The organism is Sphingomonas sp. MA1305 (assembly GCF_016107325.1).
Lineage (GTDB): Bacteria > Pseudomonadota > Alphaproteobacteria > Sphingomonadales > Sphingomonadaceae > Sphingomonas.
Genome location: NZ_RCVT01000001.1, coordinates 558,614 through 579,111 on the forward strand (window position 1 = coordinate 558,614; position 20,498 = coordinate 579,111).

Below are 20,498 nucleotides of genomic sequence, written 5' to 3' on the forward strand. Positions count from 1 at the left end.
GTTATTCTCCCGTCAGCTCGCGCAGGGTGGCGATCAGGACCCGGCGCGCAAGCGGGATCTTGAAGTCGTTGCTGCCGTAGCCCTTTGCGTCGGCGAGCAAGGCGTCGGCGGCCGCGGCGAAGGCGGTGTCGGACGGCGCCTGGCCGACCAGCGCCGCCTCCACCGCCGGATTGCGCCACGGCATCGGCCCCAGGCCGCCGAAGGCGAGTGACGCGGCTTCGATCTTGCCGTCCGCCACCTTGACCACGCCCGCGACCGAGACGAGCGCGAAGGCGTAGGAGGCGCGGTCGCGGACCTTGCGGTAGACCTGCTTGCCCTCTGGCGGTGCCGGCAATTCGACATGGGTGATCAGCTCGCCCGGCTCCAACACCGTCTCGATGTCCGGGCGGTCGCCCGGCAGGCGGTAGAAGTCATGAATGCTGATCCGTCGCTTGTCGCCGTCCGCCTTGAGCGTGATGATCGTCGCGTCGAGTGCGCGCATCGCCACCGGCATGTCGCCCGGATGCGTCGCGATGCAATGATCCGACGTGCCGAGCACCGCGAGCACGCGGTTGAAGCCGCCGATTGCCGAGCAGCCCGCACCGGGCGTCCGCTTGTTGCAGGGCATCGCAGTGTCGTAGAAATAATAGCAGCGGGTCCGCTGCAGCAAATTGCCGCCCGTGGTCGCCTTGTTGCGCAGCTGGCCGCTGGCACCGGCGAGCAGGGCGCGGCTCAGTACCTCATATTTGGCGATGACGCGCGGATCGGCGGCGAGGTCGCTGTTCGGCACCAGCGCGCCGATGGTCAGCCCGCCGTCCTCGCGCTCTTCGATCTCGCCGAGGGGCAGGCGGCTGATGTCGACCAGTTTGTCCGGCGTCTCGACCTGCAGCTTCATCAAGTCGAGCAAATTGGTGCCGCCGGCGATGAACTTGGCCCCGACATGGTCGATGTCGCGCACCGCTTCGTCCGCGGTCGTCGCCTTTTCGTAGGTGAAGGTCTTCATGCGCCCGCCTCCGCCGGCTCGCGGGGCGTCGGCGCGGTCTTCGCGTCGCCCGACGACGACGCCACCTCGCGGATCGCGTCGACGATATTGGGATAGGCGGCGCAGCGGCACAGATTGCCGCTCATCCGCTCGCTGATCTCCTCGTCGCCGAATTCCGGCGCGGTCAGGTCGTCGCTGACGTAGCTCGGCCAGCCCTTCTTCACCTCGTCGAGCATGCCCGCCGCCGAGCAGATCTGCCCGGGGGTGCAATAGCCGCACTGATAGCCGTCGTGACGGACAAAGGCGGATTGCAGCGGGTGGAGCTGATCCGGCGTGCCCAGCCCCTCGATCGTCACGATCTCGTCATCCTGATGCATCACGGCGAGCGACAGGCAGCTGTTCACGCGGCGTCCGTTGACCAGCATGGTGCACGCACCGCACTGGCCGTGGTCGCACCCTTTCTTGCTGCCGGTCAGGCCGAGATGCTCGCGGCACAGGTCGAGCAGGGAAGTGCGGATGTCGACGTCCGCCTGATGGGATTGCCCGTTGATGGTAAAGCGCATGTGGCGGAGCCCCTGGTTGATCCGCAGCTTAACGTCTTGTTTGCTGATCGTTTCCGGATGCGAATCGGTCTCACTGGCCCGTACGGTTGCGGACGGGCACAAGGGCGGCATGACCACACCCCTGTCGCCTCCGATCGTCATCGCGCACCGCGGCGCGAGCGGCTATCGCCCCGAGCATACCCTGGCCGCTTATGAACTGGCGATCGAACAGGGTGCCGACGTGATCGAGCCCGATCTGGTGCCGACCCGGGACGACGTGCTGGTCGCTCGTCATGAGAATGAGATCGGCGGCACCACCGATGTCGCGCAGCATCCCGAATTCGCCAAACGTCGGACGACGAAGACGATCGACGGGCAGCAGGTGACGGGCTGGTTCACCGAGGATTTTACCCTCGCCGAACTGAAGACGCTTCGCGCCCGCGAGCGCCTGCCCGAGGTGCGGCGCGCCAATGCCGCCTATGACCGCCAATTCGAAGTGCCGTCGCTGGCGGAGATCATCGCGCTCGCCAAGCGTCGTTCGCACGAATTGGGGCGGACGATCGCCATTTATCCCGAAACCAAGCATCCGACCTATTTCGCCGGCATCGGCCATCCTACCGACGTCCTGCTGGTCGACCAGCTCAAGGCGGCAGGGTGGAGCAGCGCGGACGCGCCGGTCTTCATCCAGTCATTCGAGGTCGCCAACTTGCGGCGCATCCACGATCTGACCGGTATCTGCCTGATCCAATTGGTCGACGGGGAGGGCGGGCCGGCCGATCGCGCCGCGGCGTCCTATGCCGCGATGCTGACGCCGGCGGGGCTGCGGCAGATCGCGACCTATGCCTGGGGCATCGGACCGAACAAGGCGCAGCTGTGGCATGGGGAGCAGCCGTCGACTTTAGTCGCCGATGCCCATGCCGCCGGCTTGCGCGTCCACCCCTGGACGTATCGCGCCGAGAACCAGTTCCTGCGGGCACCCTTTCGTCGTGGCGACGACCCAAGTGCGCAGGGCGACGTGCGGGGCGAAATCCGCGCCGCGCTGAACCAGGGTATCGACGGATTCTTCACCGATTTTCCGCTAGAAGGGGTGGAGGCGCGTAATGCCGCCAGGGAACATCCGTAATGCGTAAGGCCTGTTTGCTTCTTCCCCTGCTCGCCCTCGCCACGAGCGGCTGCGTCAGCACCGCGACCTCGATCGTCAAGGCGCCCTTCCAGGTCGTCGGCAAGGCGGTCGACTGGACCACGACCAGCCAATCGGAGGCCGATCGCAACTACGGCCGAAAGATGCGCAAGCAGGAGGCGAAGGAAGGCCGCGAGCGCAAGAAGGCGGCGGAGCGCTGCCGCAAGCACCCCGACGACCAGGATGCTTGCCAATATTCGGGGTACCGCGCGGGATATTGAGCTCCGCACAGCGCTTTGGATTCCTTCCCGCAAACGCGGGGGGGGGGCGGGGGCTGGCCGCCTGACCTGTCCCCTAGAGCCGATCGACCTTCGGCATGGCAGGCCATGATTCGTTATCGCCGCGCAGGCGGCGATCCGGAACCCCTGACGTCGCGGCCCTACAAGCAGCCTCCGCGCGTCTGGATTCCCGCCTTCGCGGGAATGGCGGCAGGGCGTTCCCAAAGCCTGTGGTGCTGAATGTCAATCAATCCTAGCGTTACTTCCCCAACGCCTCGGCAATCGCGATCAGCACCTCCGGATGGATGTGCGCGCCAAGGTGTCCGCTCGACACCTCGACGCAGGTCGCGCTCGGGTCATGGCAGATGCGACCGTTGACGATACCGTCGTGGCGGCTCCAGATCGCGGTTGCCGGCACCGGCAGGGGGGCGGCGATCTCCTCGCAACGGGCGACCACTGCCGGATCGTCGAGCCGCTCGCCCGTCGCCCATTCGAAGGCGCGCCAGACGTTGGTCGCCCTGCCGCTGCCCGCATAGGGCGAACTGACGGTGATCACCCGGGACACGAGATCGGGTCGGCGATGCGCGACCAGACGCGCCATCAGCCCACCCAGGCTGACGCCGACCAGCGCGACCGGGCCGGCCTCCGCTGCGAGCGCCTCGACCCGCGCGATCAGCCGGCTGGCATCGCCGTCGGCGCTGCGCGCGCCGAGGTTACGACCGAGGCCCCAGCCCTGCGCCCGGTAACCGAGGCCGCCCAGGAACCGCCGCAGCACGAGGCTTGACCCATCCGAGTCGAACAGGCCGGGCAGCACCATCACGGCACCGCCGCGTCCGGGCGGCACCGCCGCCAAGGCCTCGCGATGCCGCCAGCGCGTCGCCAGCATCCAAGCGACCCGCGGAAACTCCGCGGCGAACAGCGATGGCGGCGGCGCGGCCAGGGTTTCGTCCGCCGCATCGTGCCGCGGGCGACGCGCCAGGGCATCGCTCAGCAGTCGACGGAACGGCGCTAAGCCGTCGTTGGTGGAAACCAGCCTGTCACGGTGACCGGAAAAGGTGTCCATCGGCCTATCCGCACGCCGGCGTGGCGCAACGCTTCCCCGACCCAGCTGTTGCATGTCCGCAACGCGCTGTAGCGGCCCCGCGCCGGATAGAAGGCATCGTTGTTGTCATATCCCTGAAATATACGACCGTCGCGCTTGAAGGTTGCCTGAACGAATGTCGCTAGCCGACGATATTCGTCGGGGCGAAGCATGATCTTCCGCGCACCCTCGATCGGGCCGGGGACGTGCTCGATATGCAACACTGTCGTGTCGCTGCCGATCGCCGCCGCCATGATCGTGCGAAGCCGGACGTCCGCCCAGTGCGGCGTGCCGAGGTAGAAGTCCTTTTCTCCCCAACCGATCGCGAGATGGTCGTAAGCGGCGTAGCGCGGGTCACGCAGATCCGTGCCCGGCGCAAAGGGCGCGAGATCCACGCCGGCCGCGCTTTTCGGCAGAACCAGGCCGACGTGGACGCCGTTCGATTCGATCCAAACGGGGATGCCACGAGCGGCGGGACGCCAGTCCGCATGGACCGGGATGGCACCGCCGATCAGCCCCGCGGCGGCATAGACGCCAAGCGCCAACGTCAACCCCAGCAGGCCTTGGCCGGTGATCCGCATCAACCTCCACGCGTATAGTTTCATCGGATACCTTCTGTTAGGATGACGCATGGCCGACGATACCCACATGCTCGACTCGCCCCCGCCGGGCGCTGCCGCCGACTGGACGATCCCGCAGGATTGGCAGCATTATACGGCCGAGGACCATGCCACCTGGGATACGTTGTTCGCGCGGCAATCCAAGCTGCTTCCCGGCCGCGCGTCGGGGGCCTATCTGCGCGGGCTCGACGTGCTGAAGCTGTCGAAGCCGGGCATTCCCGATTTCGAGGAATTGTCGGACCGTCTGATGGCGCTGACCGGCTGGCAGGTCGTCGCCGTGCCGGGACTGGTGCCCGACGACGTCTTCTTCGACCATATGGCGAACCGCCGTTTCGTCGCCGGCAATTTCATCCGGCGCCCGGACCAGCTCGACTATCTGCAGGAGCCGGACGTCTTTCACGACGTGTTCGGTCATGTGCCGATGCTCGCCGACCCGGTGTTCGCCGACTATCTGGAGGCCTATGGCCGCGGCGGACAGCGCGCGCTCGGGCTCGACGCGCTGAAATATCTCGGCCGCCTGTACTGGTATACCGTCGAATTCGGGCTGGTGCAGGAAGGGGGCGACCTGCGCATCTACGGCTCGGGCATCGTATCCAGCTATGCCGAAAGCCGCTTCGCGCTCGACGATCCGAGCCCCCATCGCATCGGCTTCGACATCGTGCGGGTGATGCGGACCGAATATCGCATCGACGATTTCCAGCAGAATTATTTCGTCATCCCGAGCTTCGACGAGCTGCTGCGGATCACGGTCGAGACGGACTTTGCCCCGCTGTACGCGCAGCTCAAGGCACAGCCCGACATTCCGGTCGCCGAGATCCTGCCCGACGACAGGGTGATGACCCGCGGCACCCAGGCTTATGCCCTTGCCAAGGCTAACGGTTGACGCGTCGCTAGAAGGTCATAGAGGCGGCCCGAACCGTTCGCGGCCCGGTTCGCCGGCGGATGGCGGACCGTAGAGCTCGATTCGCAGGGACCTTGCATGCCGACGACGCTGGTTACCGGAGCTGCCGGCTTCATCGGCATGAGCGTCGCAGCGGCGTTGCTGGCCCGCGGCGATCGGGTGATCGGGATCGATTCGCTCAACGATTACTACGATCCGGCGCTCAAGCACGCACGGCTTGCCCAGTTACGGGCGGCATTCGGTGATCGTTTTGCCTTCCACCGTCTCGACTTCGCCGATCCCGGCGAGCTGACCGCCGCGCTGAAAGGCCAGGACTTTGAGCGCATCGTCCATCTCGGTGCGCAGGCCGGTGTGCGCTATTCCGTCGAGCGGCCGGAGGTCTATGGCCAGGCGAACCTCGTCGGCCACCTCAACCTGCTCGAACTTGCCCGCGCACGACGGGTCGAGCATCTGGTCTATGCCTCGTCGTCCTCGATATATGGCGGCAATGCCGCAGTCCCGTTTTGCGTCGAGGATCGTGTCGACCGACCGCTCTCGCTCTATGCGGCGACCAAACGCGCCAATGAACTGATGAGCGAGAGCTATGCGCATCTCTTCCGTCTGCCGCAGACGGGGCTGCGCTTCTTCACCGTCTATGGCCCATGGGGCCGGCCCGATATGATGATGTGGATCTTCACCGGCAAGATTCTGCGCGGCGAGCCGATCCCGGTTTTCAACCAGGGGCGGATGGAGCGCGACTTCACCTTCATCGACGATATCGTCGCCGGCGTCCTCGCCGCGCATGACCGGGCACCGGCTGATGACGGCAAGGCCAAGTCCGGCGGCAGCGTTGGCCCGCACGCCCTCTACAATCTCGGCAACCACCGTTGCGAACCGCTGGGCCGCGTCATCGCTCTGCTGGAACAGGCGATCGGTCGGCGTGCGGTTCGGGAAGACCTGCCGATACAGCCCGGCGACGTGGTGCGCACCTTTGCCGATATCGATTCGGCGACCCGTGATTTGGGCTATTGTCCCACGACGACGATCGACGATGGTGTGCCGCGCTTCGTTGCCTGGTTCCGGGAGTGGGCCGACCGCTGACCGTCAGGCCCGCGCGTCGGCGCACAACGCGTCGACCTCACGATCGACCAGGCTGATCAGCATCGTCGTCAGCGCATCCATATTGTCCGGCCGGTGGAGCAGCTGGAAATACATCAGCCCCAGCGACAGCGACATGATCATGTCCGCGATCAGCTGTCGCCGCTCCGCAAAGGCATCGCCCGGCGCCAGCATCACCAGCGCGGCGTGCAGCTTGCCCTGGAACTCGCCGCGCAGTTCGTGAAAGATCGACGCGATCCGATCGTTGCGGGTCGCCTCGGCGACGATTTCGGCGAACAGCCGGTCATCGTCCTCCGGATCGTCCGCGTCGAGAAAGTGGCGCAACCAGGCGCGAACCCCCTCCGAATCGTCCGACTCGATCGCCTGTCGCAGCTGCCGGTCGAGCATATATTCGCGACAATCGGCGTTGCAGATCGCCGCGACGATATCTTCCTTGGACGCGAAGTCGCGATAGATTTGACCCACCGCAACACCCGATTCCTTGGCGAGCTGGGCCATGCCGGTGGCATGAAAGCCGTGATCCATGAATAACTTGCGCGCAGTTTGGATCACCAACCGGCGGCGCTGTTCGGCCCGGCTCGGGGGCAGGGGGCAACCACCAACGCTATCGTTCATCGTAGTTTATCTTCATCTCGACGCTTGACGCTCCGTCCGTCTTCGCAGTAGCAGCAAAAATGAGAGTGAACGATCACTCACATATTGTCTAGCGGATTACAGCATGATGAATGGCCGACACAGGGTGGTGGCGTTGGCGCTGGTGCTTGCCGGTTGCGGAAGCAATGGCGGCGGTCAACCGGCGCAGCAGCAGCAAGGGCCGGCGGAAGTCGGCTATGTCGAAATGAAGACCCAGCCGGTCTCGGTCACCACCGAGCTGCCCGGGCGCACTGCCGCCTATGAGACGTCGGACGTCCGGCCTCAGGTCAATGGCCTGATCCTGGCGCGGCTCTTCACCGAGGGCGACATGGTCCGTGCCGGCCAGCCGCTCTACCGCATCGATTCCTCGCCCTATCAGGCGCAGGTCGCCAACGCGCGCGCTGCACTGGCTCGCGCCCGCGCCGCGATTGCGTCGAGCGAGGCGCTCGCCCGCCGCTATGGCGAACTGGTCAAGATCAACGCGATCGCGCGCCAGGAATATGAGAATGCGCAGACCTCGGCGGCGCAGGCCCGGGCCGACGTCGCGGCGCAGCAGGCCGCGGTGCGCACGGCGCAGATCGACCTTGCGCGGACGACGATCCGCGCGCCGATCACCGGCCGCATCGGTCGGTCGCTGTTCACCACCGGAGCTTTGGTGTCGGCCGCGCAGACGCAGGCGCTGGCGACGATCCAGCGGCTCGACCCGATCTATGTCGACATTCAGCAGTCGAGCGCCGACCTGCTCAAGCTGCGCCAGCAGATCATCGCCGGCCAGGTCGCGCGCGACGGCAATGCACGGGTCAAGCTGTTGCTCGAGGACGGCACGACCTATCCGATCGAGGGCACGCTGCGCTTCGCCGACGTCACCGTCGATCCGTCGACCGGTTCGCAGACGATTCGGGCGCTGTTCGGCAATCCGCGCGGGCTGTTGCTGCCCGGCATGTTCGTCCGCGCCCAGTTGATCCAGGGTACGCAGGCGGATGCGATCCTCGTCCCGCAACGCGCGGTCAGTCGCGACGAGCGCGGCAAGGCGACGGTGATGGTCATCGGCCAGGGCGGCAAGGTCGAACCTCGCGTGCTCGAGACCAACCGGACGGAGGGCGAGAATTGGGTCGTCACGTCCGGGCTGAAGCCGGGTGACAAGGTCATCGTCGAGGGCGGCATGATGCTGCGGCCGGGCATGCCCGTGAAGGGCCATGTCTGGGATCCCAATGCGAAGCCGGCGGCGGGGCAACCCGGCCAGCCGGCGCAGGCACAGGCGAAGTAAGAATCCATGTCGCGCTATTTCATCGATCGCCCGATCTTTGCCTATGTGCTGGCGATCGTCACGATGCTCGCGGGCATCCTGGCGATCCGCAGCCTGCCTATCGCGCAGTTTCCGGCCATCGCACCGCCCGCGGTGTCGATCACCGCGACCTATCCGGGCGCGGACGCCCAGACGCTCGAAAATACGACGACGCAGATCATCGAGCAGCAGCTGAAGGGCATTGATAACCTTCGCTACTTCTCCTCGTCCTCGTCCTCGGCCGGGCAAGTGACGATCACGCTGACGTTCGAACAGGGCACCGATCCCGACATCGCGCAGGTGCAGGTGCAGAACAAGCTGCAGGCGGCGACGCCGCTGTTGCCGCAGGAAGTCCAGCGCCAGGGGCTGATCGTCGCGAAGGCGACGCAGAACTTCCTGATGTTCGTCGGCCTCTATTCGGCGGACGGCAGCCACAATGGTGCCGACCTGTCGGACTATATCGTGTCCAAGATCCAGGACCCGCTCGCGCGCGTCAACGGCGTCGGCGACACGATCGTGTTCGGCTCGCAATATGCGATGCGCGTTTGGGTCGATCCGCTGAAGCTTAACAACTACGCGCTGACCATGGCGGACGTGACCTCCGCGATCACCGCGCAGAACGCGCAGGTGTCCGCCGGCCAGATCGGTGCGCAGCCGGCGCCCAAGGAGCAGATGCTCAACGCCACCGTGTCGGTGGAGTCGCGACTGACCTCGCCCGAACAATTCGGCGCGATCCGGCTGAAGAGCGGCACCGACGGGGCCGTGGTCCGGCTGCGCGATGTCGCGCGGGTGGAGATCGGCGCGGAGAATTACGGCTTCCAGTCGGAATGGAACGGCAAGCCCGCCTCCGGCATCGGCATCAAGCTCGCGCCGGGCGCCAACGCGCTGACCACGGTCACCGCCGTCAAGGAGCGCGTCAACGCCATCGCCAAGCAGTTTCCGTCCGACGTCAAGGTGATCTATCCCTATGACACGTCGCCGTTCGTGCGGCTGTCGGTGGAGCAGGTCGTCCATACGCTGATCGAGGCGGTGATCCTCGTCTTCCTCGTCATGTTCCTGTTCCTGCAGAACTGGCGCGCGACGCTGATCCCGACGATCGCAGTGCCGGTGGTGCTGCTCGGCACCTTCGGCATCCTCGCCGCGGCGGGCTATTCGATCAACACGCTGACCCTGTTCGGCATGGTGCTCGCGATCGGCCTGCTGGTCGACGACGCGATCGTCGTCGTCGAGAACGTCGAACGCCTGATCACCACCGAGCATCTGTCGCCCAAGGAGGCGGCGCGGAAGTCGATGGATGAGATCACCGGCGCGCTGATCGGCATCGCGCTGGTGCTGTCGGCGGTGTTCCTGCCGATGGCGTTCTTCGGCGGCTCGACCGGCGTCATCTATCGCCAGTTCTCGATCACGATCGTCTCGGCGATGGTGCTGTCGATCGCGGTCGCGCTGATCCTGACGCCGGCGCTATGCGCGACGATCCTGAAGCCGCACGAGGCCAATAAGGTCGAAGGCAACGGCATTCTTGCCCGCTTCTTCCGTTGGTTCAACGACAAGTTCGAGCGGGGCCAGGTCCGCTACGAGCATGGCGTGGTGCGGACGGCGCGCAGCTGGAAGCGCTCGATGCTGGTCTATCTGCTGCTCGTGCTGGGCATGGGCTTCCTGTTCATGCGCCTGCCGACGGGCTTCCTGCCCGACGAGGATCAGGGGATCATGATCGCACTGGTGCAGGGGCCGCCGGGCGCCACCACCGCCCGTACCCAAAAGGGCCTCGACACGATCCGCGATCACTTCCTGCAAAAGGAAGGCGGAAACGTCCAGGGTGTCTTCACCGTCAACGGCTTCAGCTTCGCCGGCCAGGGCCAGAACAGCGGCATCGCCTTTATCCCGCTCAAGCAGTGGGATGAACGCAAGGGCGCGGCCAACAAGGCGCAGGCGATCGCCGGCCGGGCGATGGGAGCCTTGTCGCAGTTCAAGGACGCGATGATCTTCGCGGTCATCCCGCCCGCCGTGCAGGAGCTCGGCAATGCCACCGGCTTCGACCTGCAACTGGTCGATGAATCCGGTATCGGCCATGAAAAGCTGCTTGCCGCGCGCAACATGATGTTGGGCATGGCGATGCAGGACAAGTCGCTGGTCGGCGTGCGTCCCAACGCCCTTGACGACGCGCCGCAGCTCAAGATCGACGTCGATCAGGACAAGGCGCGTGCGCTCGGCCTCGACCTGTCGACGGTTAACAGCACGATCTCGACCGCTTGGGGCGGCAGCTACGTCAACGACTTCATCGATCGTGGCCGCGTCAAGCGCGTCTACATCCAGGCCGATGAACCCTACCGCCAGAAGCCCGAGGACGTCGGCGATTTCTACGTCCGCGGCGACAGCGGCCAGATGGCGCCATTCACCGCTTTCTCGACCCTGTCGTGGAAGCAGGCGCCGGCGCAGCTGACCCGGTACAACGGTCTGCCGTCGATGGAGCTGCTCGGCGCGCCCGCGCCCGGCGTCTCGTCCGGTGCGGCGATGAAGGCGATGGAGGCGATCCACGCCAAACTGCCGCCGGGCACGGCGCTGGAATGGACCGGCCTCAGCTACGAGGAACGTCTGTCGGGCGGCCAGGCGCCGGCACTGTACGGCCTGTCGCTGCTGATCGTCTTCCTCTGCCTCGCCGCGCTATATGAGAGCTGGTCGGTGCCGATCTCGGTGATGCTGGTGGTGCCGCTCGGCGTGCTTGGCGCGGTGCTCGCCGCGACGCTGACCGGGCTCAACAACGACATCTACCTTCAGGTCGGCCTGATCACCACGATCGGCGTGTCGGCGAAGAACGCGATCCTGATCGTCGAATTTGCCGAGGAGAAGATGCGCGACGGGCTGAAGCCGTTCGACGCGGCGGTGGCGGCGGCGAAGCTGCGCCTCCGGCCGATCCTGATGACCAGCCTCGCCTTTGTCTTCGGCGTGTTGCCGCTGGCGATCTCGACCGGGGCTGGCGCGGGCGGCCAGAATGCGATCGGCCGTGCCGTGGTCGGCGGCATGCTGTCGGCGACGATCCTCGCGATCTTCTTCGTGCCGATGTTCTTCGTCGTGGTCCTGCGCCTGTTCGGTCAGGGCGGCCATGCCGAGCCGGCGGCTCATGACGATCCGCACGGTGCGCCGCCGCACGACGGCGGTGCTCATGACGAACCGCAGGGCCGCTCGGCCCCGCAGGGAGCGTAAGTTCGATGACCCGTAAGTCCCTCATCGTGGCGCTGGTGGCGAGCGCGTCGCTCGCCGGCTGCAACATGGCGCCGAAATACGTCCGCCCGGCGGGCGCGGTGCCGGCGACGCTGCCGCAGGGCGGCGTCTATCCCGCCGCCGCGACCGACGCCCCCGACGTGACCAAGATCGGCTGGCGCAGCTTCTTCACCGATCCGAAGCTGCAACAGGTGATCGCGCTCGGCCTCGACAACAACCGCGACCTGCGCGTCGCGGCGGCCAACGTGTTGCAGGCCCGCGCCCAATATCGCGTCCAGCGCGCCGATCTGGTGCCGAGCACGACGATCAGCGGCTCCGGCACCTATACCAACAATCTGTTCGGCGCGGCGAGCACCACAGGTGCCGCGAGCGGATCGGGCACCGGTGGCACCGGCACAGGCGGCACCGGCACCGGCGGGGCCACGGGTGGTACGACCGGTGGTACCGGTACGGGGGTCGGCGGCAGCGTCGGCAGCAGCTCCTCGTCCAATCTCCAATTCTATTCGGTCAATGCCGGTTTCTCGGCGTTCGAACTCGATCTGTTCGGCCGGGTCCGCAACCTCAGCCGCGCCGCGCTGGAGCAATATTTCGCCAGCGAAGAGGCGCAGCGCTCGACGCGGATCAGCCTGATCGCGGAAATCGCCACCGCCTGGCTGACGCTCGCGTCGGATCAGGACCAGCTGCGCATCTCGCAGGATTCGCTGAAGACGTTCCAGCAGACGCTCGAACTGACCCAGGCGCAGTTCCGCATCGGCGTCGCTTCCGAGCTGGAGGCGCGGCAGGCGGAAACCAATTATCAGGCCGCGCGCAACGACATCGCCGCGCTGAAGACGCGGGTTGCGCAGGATCAGAACGCGCTCAACCTGCTCGTCGGCACCACGGTAACCGCCGATCTGCTGCCCGCCAGCCTGGGGAATGGTGACGCAACCATCCCGACGTTGCCGGCCGGCGTGTCATCGGAGGTCTTGCTGCGCCGGCCGGACGTGTTGCAGGCGGAGCATCAACTGATCGCGCAGAACGCCAATATCGGTGCGGCGCGTGCCGCGTTGTTCCCGCGTATCTCGCTGACCGCGACGCTCGGCACGATCAGCACCGCGCTGAGCGGCCTGTTCGGTGGGGGCAGCTTCACCTACACCGGCACGCCGTCGATCGGCGTGCCGCTGTTCGACGGCGGGCGCCTGCGCGGCAATCTCGATTATGCCAAGGCCTCGCAGCAGGCGGCGGTCGCCACCTATGAGAAGACGGTGCAGACCGCCTTCCGCGAGGTCGCCGATGCGCTGGCGCAGCGCGGCACGATTGACGAGCAGGTTTCGGCGCAAACCGCACGCGCCAACGCAGCCGCGGTCGCCGCGCGTCTCTCCGACGCGCGCTATCGGGCGGGCGTGGAAAGCTTCCTCAACACGCTCGACACCCAGCGCACGTCCTACACGGCGCAGCAGCAGCTCGTCACCACCCGGCTGGCGCGGGGCAGCAACCTGATCGAACTGTACCGGTCGCTCGGCGGCGGGCTGCAGTAATCGCAGACACGTCGGGTGGTGCGCCCACCCGACACGGCCGGCTCGCAGCAAGAGAGAGGATCGGCCACGGGCCGATCGTCGCCGACCTCGTATTGGCGACGCTTGAAAAGCTCGCGGCGATCCGGCCTACTCCGCCGTGATGGGGGTTGAGAACCACGGATCGAATCGTCTGTTCGATCACGATCGGCGGCTGCTCGGTCGCGCGGTCGCCACGAATTTGCGCGGCTGGCACGATCGGCTGATCGCTGCGGTGATGCTGGTGTTCGTGCTGGCGCTGGCCCGCCATGCGCTGCTCGACCAACCGGCCGAACGGGCGAGGTGGATCGCCATCGGAGCCGCCGGTGCGGCGGCATGGGGCATGGAGCGCCTCGTCGCGGAGCGCTTGCGCTTCCACGACGCCGATGGCGTGCTGGCGGCCCTGTCGCTCGATCGAATTGGTCGCGGTCATTACCGTCTTCGCTGCCACGGCGTCACGCTACTGACGGTCGTGATGGCGATGCTGGTCATCCGGTCGGACCTCGTGATGGCCGCGGCGCCCGCCTATCTGGGGCTTGCGGCGGCCGGTGTGGCCGTGGCGCGATATCGAGTCCGGCCATGGCATGGGGGCGGCATGACTCCGCGGCAGGCTTTCGCCTCGCTCTCGCGGCGGCCCCTTGCCGGACTGGCTGCCGCGACGCTGCTGCTCGTCGTCCTGCTGGTGGTCCGTCCCGCCGATATAGGCGCGCAACCCGTCGAAACCGGTGTCGTCACGCTGGGGCTGGCGGCGTCGCTTACGGCCGTCGATCCGGCCGTCGTGCGATACATGGCGATGGCGGGTCACGGCCTAAGTACCGTGCTGCGGCGGCAGCTCCCTGCGGCTTTGGTCTTCCTGTGTCTCTCGCCCGTGGCTGCGGGGTTGGCCATGGGGCTGAGCGCGGGAGTCGTGACGGCGCTGACCGCTTCGGTGCTGTTGCTGATCCTGACGCTGCGTATCCAGGCCTATCGGCTCTACCGCCGGCGGCAGGCGGATATGCTCGTCGCCGTCCTGATCGGCGTCGTCGCTCTGGTCGCGGTGATGGTCCCGTTCGCCGCGCCGTTCGTCGCGTTGATCAGCCTCTGGCGGATGTCGCGAGGCGCCGCACGCCAGCTTTGGATGATCCCATGATCGCGATTCACCTCGCCGAGGCGATCGTCGCACGGGAGGGGCATAGGGTCGTCCACGGCATCGACCTGTCGGTCGCCCCAGGAACATGGTTCGGCATCGTTGGCGCGAACGGTTCGGGCAAGACGAGCCTGCTGCGCGCGGTGAGCGGTCGCTTGCCGTTTGTGGGCGGCACCTGCCGGATCGGCGGGCGCGATCTTACCGACGATCGCGCCGCCCGCGCACGTGCCATCGGCTTCGCACCGCCGGCGGACCGCCTGCCCGATCTGCTGCGGGGCCGGGAGTTGCTCGATTACGCTCGCGGTGACGCGCCGCTCGATGCGGCGCGCCTGGCGGATCTGTGGGCGGCGCTCGGGATTCCGGCACTGCTCGATCGCTGGATTGGGGAATGTTCGGCGGGGATGCGTCAGCGTCTGGCTATCGCCGCCGCCTTCGCGGGAGGGCATCGCTGCATCGTCCTCGACGAACCGTTCAACTGGCTCGATCCAGTCGCCGCCTATGACGTTCGGCAGGTGCTGCGCCGCATGACCGACGACGGGCTGACGCTCGTCACCGCGCTGCATGATTTGGGCACGCTGGCGGGGGCGTGTGACGCGGGTCTGATGCTCGCGAACGGGCGTGTCGCAGCGATGCTGGATCGCGCCGCTTTATGCCAAGCGGCGGACGACCCCCGACAGTTCGAACGCGTGATGATCGAACGCTTACGGCGCGGGGGATGATGCCCTCGTTTCAGGCCGCCATGCGCGCGACGAAGCGGATCGGTGCCAGCGCGTGCAGGAATTGCGTGGCACTGGCGGTCCAGCTGAACCCCTTGGCATAATCCGCACAGACGGTGCGGTCCTTCGCCAGCGCCGCCGCGATCCCCAGATCGAGCGACGGATCGATCGCCCCCACGTCCGCCGACAGCACGTCCACCGGACCCGGTGCGGGCAAGGCCGCGACGGGCGTGCCGCAGGCGAGCGCCTCGATCATCACCAGTCCAAAGGTGTCGGTGCGACTGGGGAAGACGAAGACGTCGGCGCTGCGATAGGCGGCCGCCAGCGCCTCGCCGTAAAGGGCGCCGCGGAAATGCGCCTGCGGGTAACGCGCTGCCAGGGCATCGCGCGCCGGGCCGTCGCCGACCACGACCTTGCTGCCCGGTTGGTTCGTGGCAAGGAACGCCTCGACGTTCTTTTCTACGGCGACCCGGCCGACGTAGAGCTGGATCGGCCCCGGCAGGGTCGCCATGACCGGATCGCGCGGCCCGTCCGGCGTGAACAGCGTCAGGTCGACCCCGCGGCCCCAGCGCCGCAAATGGGTCAGGCCATGGTCGCGCAACACGTCGTCGACCGACGCCGTCGATGTCAGAATGGCCTCCGCCGGCCGATGAAACCAGCGGATATAGCGCCAGAACCATTCCGCACTGACGCCGGTGCGGGCTGCCAGATAGTCCGGGAATTGCGTGTGATAGGCGGTGGTGAAGCGCAATCCGCGCGCCAGGCACCAGCGCCGCGCTGCCAGGCCCAGCGGCCCTTCCGTCGAGATATGGATCGCGTCGGGGTCGAAGGCGCGGATCAGCCGCCCGACGCCGCCGCGTCCGGTCAGCGCCAGCCGTATTTCCGGATAGGTCGGGCAGGGCAGGGTGGCGAACCGGTCGGGCGAGACGACCATCACCTCATGCCCCATCGCTTCGAGTTCGCGTCGCGTCGCACCCAGCGTGCGGACGACGCCGTTCACCTGCGGCTGCCAGGCGTCGGTGATCAGTGCGATGCGCATCGGGAGTTCAGGCGGCGAGGGTGACGCTGCGGGCGGCGGCGCGATCTGCCGCGGTACGTGCCTCGATCTCGTCGGCCCAGTGCAGCACTTCCATCGTACCGTCGAAATGCTCGACGAGTGCGGTGCAGCCTTCAACCCAGTCGCCATCGTTGTAATAGGCGACATCGCCGATCTGGCGGATCTCGGCGGTATGGATATGCCCGCATACCACGCCGTCGACGCCCCGCGAGCCGGCGGCATGCGCGACCACCTCTTCGAACTTGGAGATGAAGGCGACGGCGTTCTTGACCTTCGCCTTGGCATGTTTCGACAGCGACCAATAGGGGCGGCCGAGCTTGCGCCGCACCACGTTGGTCCAGCGGTTCAGCGTCATCAGCGCGGTATAGGCGCTGTCGCCGAGCAGCGCGATCCAGCGATGGCCGAGCGTGATCGCATCGAACTCGTCACCATGGAGCACCAGCAGGCGGCGGCCGTCCGCGGTGCGGTGGATCGCCTTGCGGCGGATCGCGACGCCGCCGAAGTTCATGCCGGCGAACTGGCGGAACATCTCGTCGTGATTGCCGGGGATGTAGGTGACCTGCGTGCCGCGCTTGGCCCGCTTGAGCAGCCGCCCGACCACGTCATTGTGGGCCGCCGGCCAGTAGAAGCGCTTCTTCAGCTGCCAGCCGTCGACGATGTCACCGACCAGATAGAGGATGTCGCTGTCGACATGATCGAGAAAGTCGATCAGCATGTCCGCATTGCAGCCGCGGGTGCCGAGATGGACGTCGCTGATCCAGATCGTGCGGTAGCGGCGGCGCTGGATCGCGGGCTTGTCCGGGGTGCGATCCGGCGCGGCTGGGCGGCCCTGGGCCGCGAAGGCCAGGATGGCGGCCCCAAGCTGATCCTGATCCTGATCGAAGGCGGTGGCGAGACGATCGTCGAACATGGCGTCGGTCATGGCGGAACCCCTCGGGGGCTCTCTTCCCCCGCCCAATTCCCATGCACGTCCAGTATGACGCTGCCGTCTCGTTCCGGTTACGGCTTTGTTGCGGCCGGGCCGTCCGCCCTATCCGGCGTAGAGGCGGATCCCGGTCAGCAGCGCCCAGTAGAGCAGGCCCGCCAGCAGCATCGCAACGGGCAAGGTCAGGAACCATGCCATCGCCATGTTGCGCACGGTGCGCCACTGCAGTCCGGCGCCATTGCCGACCGACGCACCCGCGACGCCGGACGACAGCACATGCGTCGTCGACACTGGCATGCCGAGCCCGTCGGCGAGCAGGATCGTGCTCGCCGCCATCAATTCCGCCGACGCGCCCATGCCATAGGTAAGGTGGCTCTTGCCGATACGTTCGCCGACGGTGACGACGATCCGCTTCCATCCAACCATCGTGCCAAGCCCGAGCGCGATCGCGACCGTCACCTTGACCCACAGGGGGATGTAGCGTGTGCCCTGTTCCAGGCTGCCGCCATAGCCCTTGATCTGTTCGAGTTCGCGTGCCGAGAAGCGCGCCTTGGCGCCCTCGTCGGCGACGATCTGCTTGCTGGCGTCGAGCACCAGATACATGTCGGCGCGCAGGTTCGGCGTCGCCGCCGCCGGCACGTTGCTCAGCGCGCCGTAATTGCCGATCCGCTTGCCCACGTCGGCGGAGAGTGCGGCGAGGGCGCCGTAGATGTCGGGATTGTCGACGTGACGGGTCGACAAGCCCTTGGTGATCGTCGCGCGCGCCGCGTCGATCGACGCGGGCCGGGCATCGCCGTGTGCGGCGAACGTCGCCTCCGCCGCGCGCGCCTGCGCGACATAAGCGGGAGTGGCGCTCGACGGTACGGTGCGGTTGAGCGCATAGGCGGTGGGGGCGCAGCCGATCAGGATCAGCATGATCAGGCCCATGCCCTTCTGTCCGTCGTTGCTGCCGTGCGCGAAGCTGACCGCGGTGCAGGTGAAAACGAGCAGGGCACGGATGCCTTTGGGCGGCGGCGCGTCGGCGGGCGGCTCGCGATACAGCTTGGGGTCGCGGAAGAAGCGCTTCATCACCAGGATCAGCACCAGTGCGCCGGCGAAGCCGACCAGCGGGCTGACCAGCAGCGTGATCAGCACCTTTTCCGCCTGGTGCCAATCGACCCCCGACGTGCCGCCGATCCCCTGCGACAGCAGCTGGTTGGCGAGGCCGACACCCAGGATCGATCCGATCAGTGCGTGGCTCGACGAATTGGGCAGGCCGACCGCCCAGGTCGCGAGGTTCCAGATCACCGCAGCGAGCAGCAATGCAAAGATCATCGCGAAGCCGCCGGCGGATCCGACGTGCAGGATCAGATCGACCGGCAGCAGCGTGACGATCGAATAGGCGACCGCCCCCGACGAGGTGACGACACCCAGGAAGTTGAAGAATCCTGACCACACCACCGCGATCGGCGCGGGCAGGGAATGCGTATAGATCACCGTCGCCACAGCATTGGCGGTGTCGTGGAAGCCGTTGACGAATTCGAAGCCCAAAGCAATCAGCAGCGCCAGGCCCAGGAACAGGAAGACGCCCGTCGCCAGTTGCTCGCCGACCTGCGCGGTGTCGCTGATGACGCTGAAACCGGCATAACCGAGCGCGCCGACCAGCACCGCAAGGAAGATCCAGCGTCCGGCGGGATGCAACTGCGCATCGAGATGCGGACCGCGTGAGGATGAGGATCCTTCGTGCGGGGCGGAAGCGACGGTAGCCATGGCGTGCCGGTGCACCCTCGATGTGACGAGTTCGTGACAGACCTGTGACGGCCTATCCCATCGTCGCGCCCAACGCACGCCATTGATCCAGGTTGCAGCGGCGATGCTCCCGGTCGAAGCGGCAGAAGCGAAAGCGCCCCCAAATTTACGGTCATCCCGGCGCAGGCGGGAATCCAGATGCGCAGGCGCCAACGATGGAGCCGCACCGTCGGCGTCTCTGGATCCCCGCCTGCGCGGGGATGACGCAGCAGGCGCGCCGGAGGGCGCGCGACAAACCCCTACATATACCGCTTCAACCGCACCCCCAGCCGGCTTACCCTCACCGAAAACGATCCAAGGAGAGGCGCCCATGGCCTATGGCGATTACCAGAATTTGATCTACGGCGCGGGCCTACAAGGCATCCAGCCGCGCTGGCCCGTCGACTTCGCGACGCTGGAGGCGCGCGCCGCCGCGGCGATGGAGCCCAGCGTGCTCGGCTATGTGCAGGGCGGCTGCGGCGACGAGACCACCCAGAGGCGCAACGCAGAGGCCTTCGCGCATTGGGGCATGGTGCCGCGGATGCTGGTCGATTGCAGCACGCGCGACCTGTCGGTCGAGCTGTTCGGCCTGACGCTGCCCAGCCCTTTGTTCATGGCGCCGATCGGCGTCACCGGTATGTGTACGCAGGACGGGCACGGCGATCTCGCCGCCGCGCGCGCGGCGGCCGCCACTGGCGTGCCGCTCTGCGCCTCGACCCTGTCGAACGATCCGCTGGAAGCGGTGGCGGGTGCGATGGGCCAGACGCCCGGCTTCTTTCAGCTTTATACGCCGCGCGATCCGGAACTCGCCGCCAGCCTCGTCTCGCGCGCGGAAGGAGCGGGTTACAAGGCGATCGTCGTGACGCTCGACACCTGGGTCACCGGCTGGCGACCACGCGACCTCAACGTCGCCAATTTTCCTCAGCTTCGCGGCCACGTGCTGACCAATTATTTCAGCGATCCCGTCTTCCAGCGCTTACTCGGCAAGCCGCCCGCGCACGCGCCTTCGGAGGCCGTCGGGCTGTGGACACGCCTCTTCGGTAAGGTACTGACCTGGGACGATCTCGGCTGGTTGCGGTCGCTGACCAGCCTGCCGATCGTGCTCAAGGGCATCTGTCACCCCGACGACGCGCGCCGCGCCGCCGATGTCGGGATCGACGCGATCTACTGCTCAAACCACGGCGGCCGCCAGGCGAATGGCGGGATCGCGGCGATCGACCTGCTGCCGGATGTCGTCGCGGCAGCTGGCGACCTACCGGTCCTGTTCGACTCGGGCGTGCGTTCGGGCACCGACGTCATCAAGGCCATCGCACTCGGTGCGCATATGGTCGGCATCGGTCGACCCTATAGCTACGGCCTGGCGCTGGGCGGCGCGGAAGGGGCTGCCCACGTCCTGCGCTGCCTGCTTGCGGAGGCCGATCTGCTGATGGCGGTCAACGGCTACCCGACGCTGGCCGCGGTGCGCGAGGCGGGCGCACAGCGAGTGTAGGGAACGCCGGGCGGCCGCTGTACCGGCTTTTCACTCCGCGCCCCGGCGAAGGCCGGGACCTAGTCGGGACAGCCGGAGACGCGCCGAGACAGCTCGTTACCGCTGCTCCTCTCCGCGATCACGGCCTTCGCCGGGGAGGGGAAAGGCC

The 20,498-nt window shown here is 66.9% G+C and carries 18 protein-coding genes; 10 read left to right on the top strand and 8 right to left on the bottom strand.

From position 1 onward, the window contains the following. Position 1 precedes the first annotated feature (1 nt). Positions 2–982 (bottom strand): FAD binding domain-containing protein, encoded by a 981-nt coding sequence (locus tag D9601_RS02795; protein WP_198352405.1) that lies wholly within the window; start codon positions 980–982, stop codon positions 2–4. Continuing rightward, positions 979–1,524: a 2Fe-2S iron-sulfur cluster-binding protein gene (locus D9601_RS02800; RefSeq protein ID WP_198352406.1), complete on the bottom strand. Its 546-nt coding sequence runs from the start codon at positions 1,522–1,524 to the stop codon at positions 979–981. Before D9601_RS02800 ends, D9601_RS02795 begins: the two co-directional genes overlap by 4 nt. A 109-nt stretch (positions 1,525–1,633) precedes the next feature. Here D9601_RS02800 and D9601_RS02805 point away from each other — a divergent pair, with 109 nt between their 5' ends. Together D9601_RS02805 and D9601_RS02810 are read left to right on the top strand one after the other, a co-directional pair. Further along, positions 1,634–2,626 (top strand): glycerophosphodiester phosphodiesterase, encoded by a 993-nt coding sequence (locus D9601_RS02805; protein ID WP_198352407.1) that lies wholly within the window; start codon positions 1,634–1,636, stop codon positions 2,624–2,626. After that, positions 2,626–2,904, top strand: coding sequence for a hypothetical protein (locus D9601_RS02810; protein WP_198352408.1), 279 nt, complete (start codon positions 2,626–2,628; stop codon positions 2,902–2,904). The genes D9601_RS02805 and D9601_RS02810 overlap by 1 nt, the downstream gene beginning before the upstream one ends. A gap of 256 nt (positions 2,905–3,160) precedes the next feature. Here the strand turns inward: D9601_RS02810 and D9601_RS02815 are convergent, their stop codons facing one another. Further along, on the bottom strand, positions 3,161–3,964 hold the full coding sequence (locus tag D9601_RS02815) for an alpha/beta hydrolase (RefSeq protein WP_232473786.1): 804 nt from the start codon (positions 3,962–3,964) through the stop codon (positions 3,161–3,163). Further along, complete coding sequence (locus tag D9601_RS02820; protein ID WP_198353348.1) at positions 3,910–4,563, bottom strand: TIGR02117 family protein; 654 nt, start codon at positions 4,561–4,563, stop codon at positions 3,910–3,912. Before D9601_RS02820 ends, D9601_RS02815 begins: the two co-directional genes overlap by 55 nt. 49 nt (positions 4,564–4,612) lie before the next feature. On the opposite strand from D9601_RS02820, the gene phhA reads away from it, so the two are divergent. Together phhA and D9601_RS02830 are read left to right on the top strand one after the other, a co-directional pair. Beyond that, a complete protein-coding gene (phhA, locus tag D9601_RS02825; protein WP_198352409.1) occupies positions 4,613–5,485 on the top strand; it encodes a phenylalanine 4-monooxygenase in 873 nt (290 codons plus the stop codon). A gap of 96 nt (positions 5,486–5,581) precedes the next feature. Then, positions 5,582–6,583, top strand: a complete 1,002-nt coding sequence (locus D9601_RS02830; protein ID WP_198352410.1) for an NAD-dependent epimerase/dehydratase family protein — start codon at positions 5,582–5,584, stop codon at positions 6,581–6,583. A gap of 3 nt (positions 6,584–6,586) precedes the next feature. Here D9601_RS02830 and D9601_RS02835 read toward each other — a convergent pair whose 3' ends face one another. Continuing rightward, the gene (locus D9601_RS02835; protein ID WP_198352411.1) at positions 6,587–7,153 is read right to left on the bottom strand and encodes a TetR/AcrR family transcriptional regulator; all 567 of its coding nucleotides are present in this window, start codon (positions 7,151–7,153) and stop codon (positions 6,587–6,589) included. Positions 7,154–7,322: 169 nt separating this feature from the next. Between D9601_RS02835 and D9601_RS02840 the strand changes: the two genes are divergently transcribed. From D9601_RS02840 to D9601_RS02860, 5 genes are all read left to right on the top strand, one after another. Further along, on the top strand, positions 7,323–8,501 hold the full coding sequence (locus D9601_RS02840; protein ID WP_443024711.1) for an efflux RND transporter periplasmic adaptor subunit: 1,179 nt from the start codon (positions 7,323–7,325) through the stop codon (positions 8,499–8,501). A 6-nt stretch (positions 8,502–8,507) separates the two neighbouring features. Continuing rightward, positions 8,508–11,720: an efflux RND transporter permease subunit gene (locus D9601_RS02845; RefSeq protein WP_198352413.1), complete on the top strand. Its 3,213-nt coding sequence runs from the start codon at positions 8,508–8,510 to the stop codon at positions 11,718–11,720. A 5-nt stretch (positions 11,721–11,725) separates the two neighbouring features. After that, on the top strand, positions 11,726–13,255 hold the full coding sequence (locus D9601_RS02850) for an efflux transporter outer membrane subunit (RefSeq protein WP_198352414.1): 1,530 nt from the start codon (positions 11,726–11,728) through the stop codon (positions 13,253–13,255). Between the two features lie 253 nt (positions 13,256–13,508). Continuing rightward, a complete protein-coding gene (locus D9601_RS02855) occupies positions 13,509–14,399 on the top strand; it encodes a hypothetical protein (protein ID WP_198352415.1) in 891 nt (296 codons plus the stop codon). After that, entirely contained in the window at positions 14,396–15,115 is a 720-nt protein-coding gene (locus D9601_RS02860; protein WP_198352416.1) for an ATP-binding cassette domain-containing protein, read from the top strand. The genes D9601_RS02855 and D9601_RS02860 overlap by 4 nt, the downstream gene beginning before the upstream one ends. 10 nt (positions 15,116–15,125) lie before the next feature. On the opposite strand, the gene D9601_RS02865 is transcribed toward D9601_RS02860, so the two are convergent. The 3 genes from D9601_RS02865 to D9601_RS02875 form a co-directional block, all read right to left on the bottom strand. Beyond that, positions 15,126–16,151, bottom strand: coding sequence for a glycosyltransferase family 4 protein (locus D9601_RS02865; protein ID WP_198352417.1), 1,026 nt, complete (start codon positions 16,149–16,151; stop codon positions 15,126–15,128). A 7-nt stretch (positions 16,152–16,158) separates the two neighbouring features. Next, positions 16,159–17,079 carry a UDP-2,3-diacylglucosamine diphosphatase gene (locus tag D9601_RS02870; protein ID WP_198353349.1) on the bottom strand — a complete coding sequence of 307 codons (921 nt, stop codon included), beginning with the start codon at positions 17,077–17,079 and terminating at the stop codon, positions 16,159–16,161. Positions 17,080–17,199: 120 nt separating this feature from the next. Beyond that, a complete protein-coding gene (locus tag D9601_RS02875) occupies positions 17,200–18,843 on the bottom strand; it encodes an inorganic phosphate transporter (RefSeq protein WP_198352418.1) in 1,644 nt (547 codons plus the stop codon). A 349-nt stretch (positions 18,844–19,192) separates the two neighbouring features. Here D9601_RS02875 and D9601_RS02880 point away from each other — a divergent pair, with 349 nt between their 5' ends. Continuing rightward, positions 19,193–20,350: an alpha-hydroxy-acid oxidizing protein gene (locus D9601_RS02880; RefSeq protein WP_198352419.1), complete on the top strand. Its 1,158-nt coding sequence runs from the start codon at positions 19,193–19,195 to the stop codon at positions 20,348–20,350. The last annotated feature ends 148 nt before the right edge of the window (positions 20,351–20,498 follow it).

Excerpts from the sequence above, each read along its gene's own strand:
- D9601_RS02795 (WP_198352405.1), bottom strand. The coding sequence starts at position 982 with ATGAAGACCTTCACCTACGAAAAGGCGACGACCGCGGACGAAGCGGTG.
- D9601_RS02800 (WP_198352406.1), bottom strand. The coding sequence starts at position 1,524 with ATGCGCTTTACCATCAACGGGCAATCCCATCAGGCGGACGTCGACATC.
- D9601_RS02805 (WP_198352407.1), top strand. The coding sequence starts at position 1,634 with ATGACCACACCCCTGTCGCCTCCGATCGTCATCGCGCACCGCGGCGCG.
- D9601_RS02810 (WP_198352408.1), top strand. The coding sequence starts at position 2,626 with ATGCGTAAGGCCTGTTTGCTTCTTCCCCTGCTCGCCCTCGCCACGAGC.
- D9601_RS02815 (WP_232473786.1), bottom strand. The coding sequence starts at position 3,964 with ATGGACACCTTTTCCGGTCACCGTGACAGGCTGGTTTCCACCAACGAC.
- D9601_RS02820 (WP_198353348.1), bottom strand. The coding sequence starts at position 4,563 with ATGCGGATCACCGGCCAAGGCCTGCTGGGGTTGACGTTGGCGCTTGGC.
- phhA (WP_198352409.1), top strand. The coding sequence starts at position 4,613 with ATGGCCGACGATACCCACATGCTCGACTCGCCCCCGCCGGGCGCTGCC.
- D9601_RS02830 (WP_198352410.1), top strand. The coding sequence starts at position 5,582 with ATGCCGACGACGCTGGTTACCGGAGCTGCCGGCTTCATCGGCATGAGC.
- D9601_RS02840 (WP_443024711.1), top strand. The coding sequence starts at position 7,323 with ATGAATGGCCGACACAGGGTGGTGGCGTTGGCGCTGGTGCTTGCCGGT.
- D9601_RS02845 (WP_198352413.1), top strand. The coding sequence starts at position 8,508 with ATGTCGCGCTATTTCATCGATCGCCCGATCTTTGCCTATGTGCTGGCG.
- D9601_RS02850 (WP_198352414.1), top strand. The coding sequence starts at position 11,726 with ATGACCCGTAAGTCCCTCATCGTGGCGCTGGTGGCGAGCGCGTCGCTC.
- D9601_RS02855 (WP_198352415.1), top strand. The coding sequence starts at position 13,509 with ATGCTGGTGTTCGTGCTGGCGCTGGCCCGCCATGCGCTGCTCGACCAA.
- D9601_RS02860 (WP_198352416.1), top strand. The coding sequence starts at position 14,396 with ATGATCGCGATTCACCTCGCCGAGGCGATCGTCGCACGGGAGGGGCAT.
- D9601_RS02865 (WP_198352417.1), bottom strand. The coding sequence starts at position 16,151 with ATGCGCATCGCACTGATCACCGACGCCTGGCAGCCGCAGGTGAACGGC.
- D9601_RS02870 (WP_198353349.1), bottom strand. The coding sequence starts at position 17,079 with ATGTTCGACGATCGTCTCGCCACCGCCTTCGATCAGGATCAGGATCAG.
- D9601_RS02875 (WP_198352418.1), bottom strand. The coding sequence starts at position 18,843 with ATGGCTACCGTCGCTTCCGCCCCGCACGAAGGATCCTCATCCTCACGC.
- D9601_RS02880 (WP_198352419.1), top strand. The coding sequence starts at position 19,193 with ATGGCCTATGGCGATTACCAGAATTTGATCTACGGCGCGGGCCTACAA.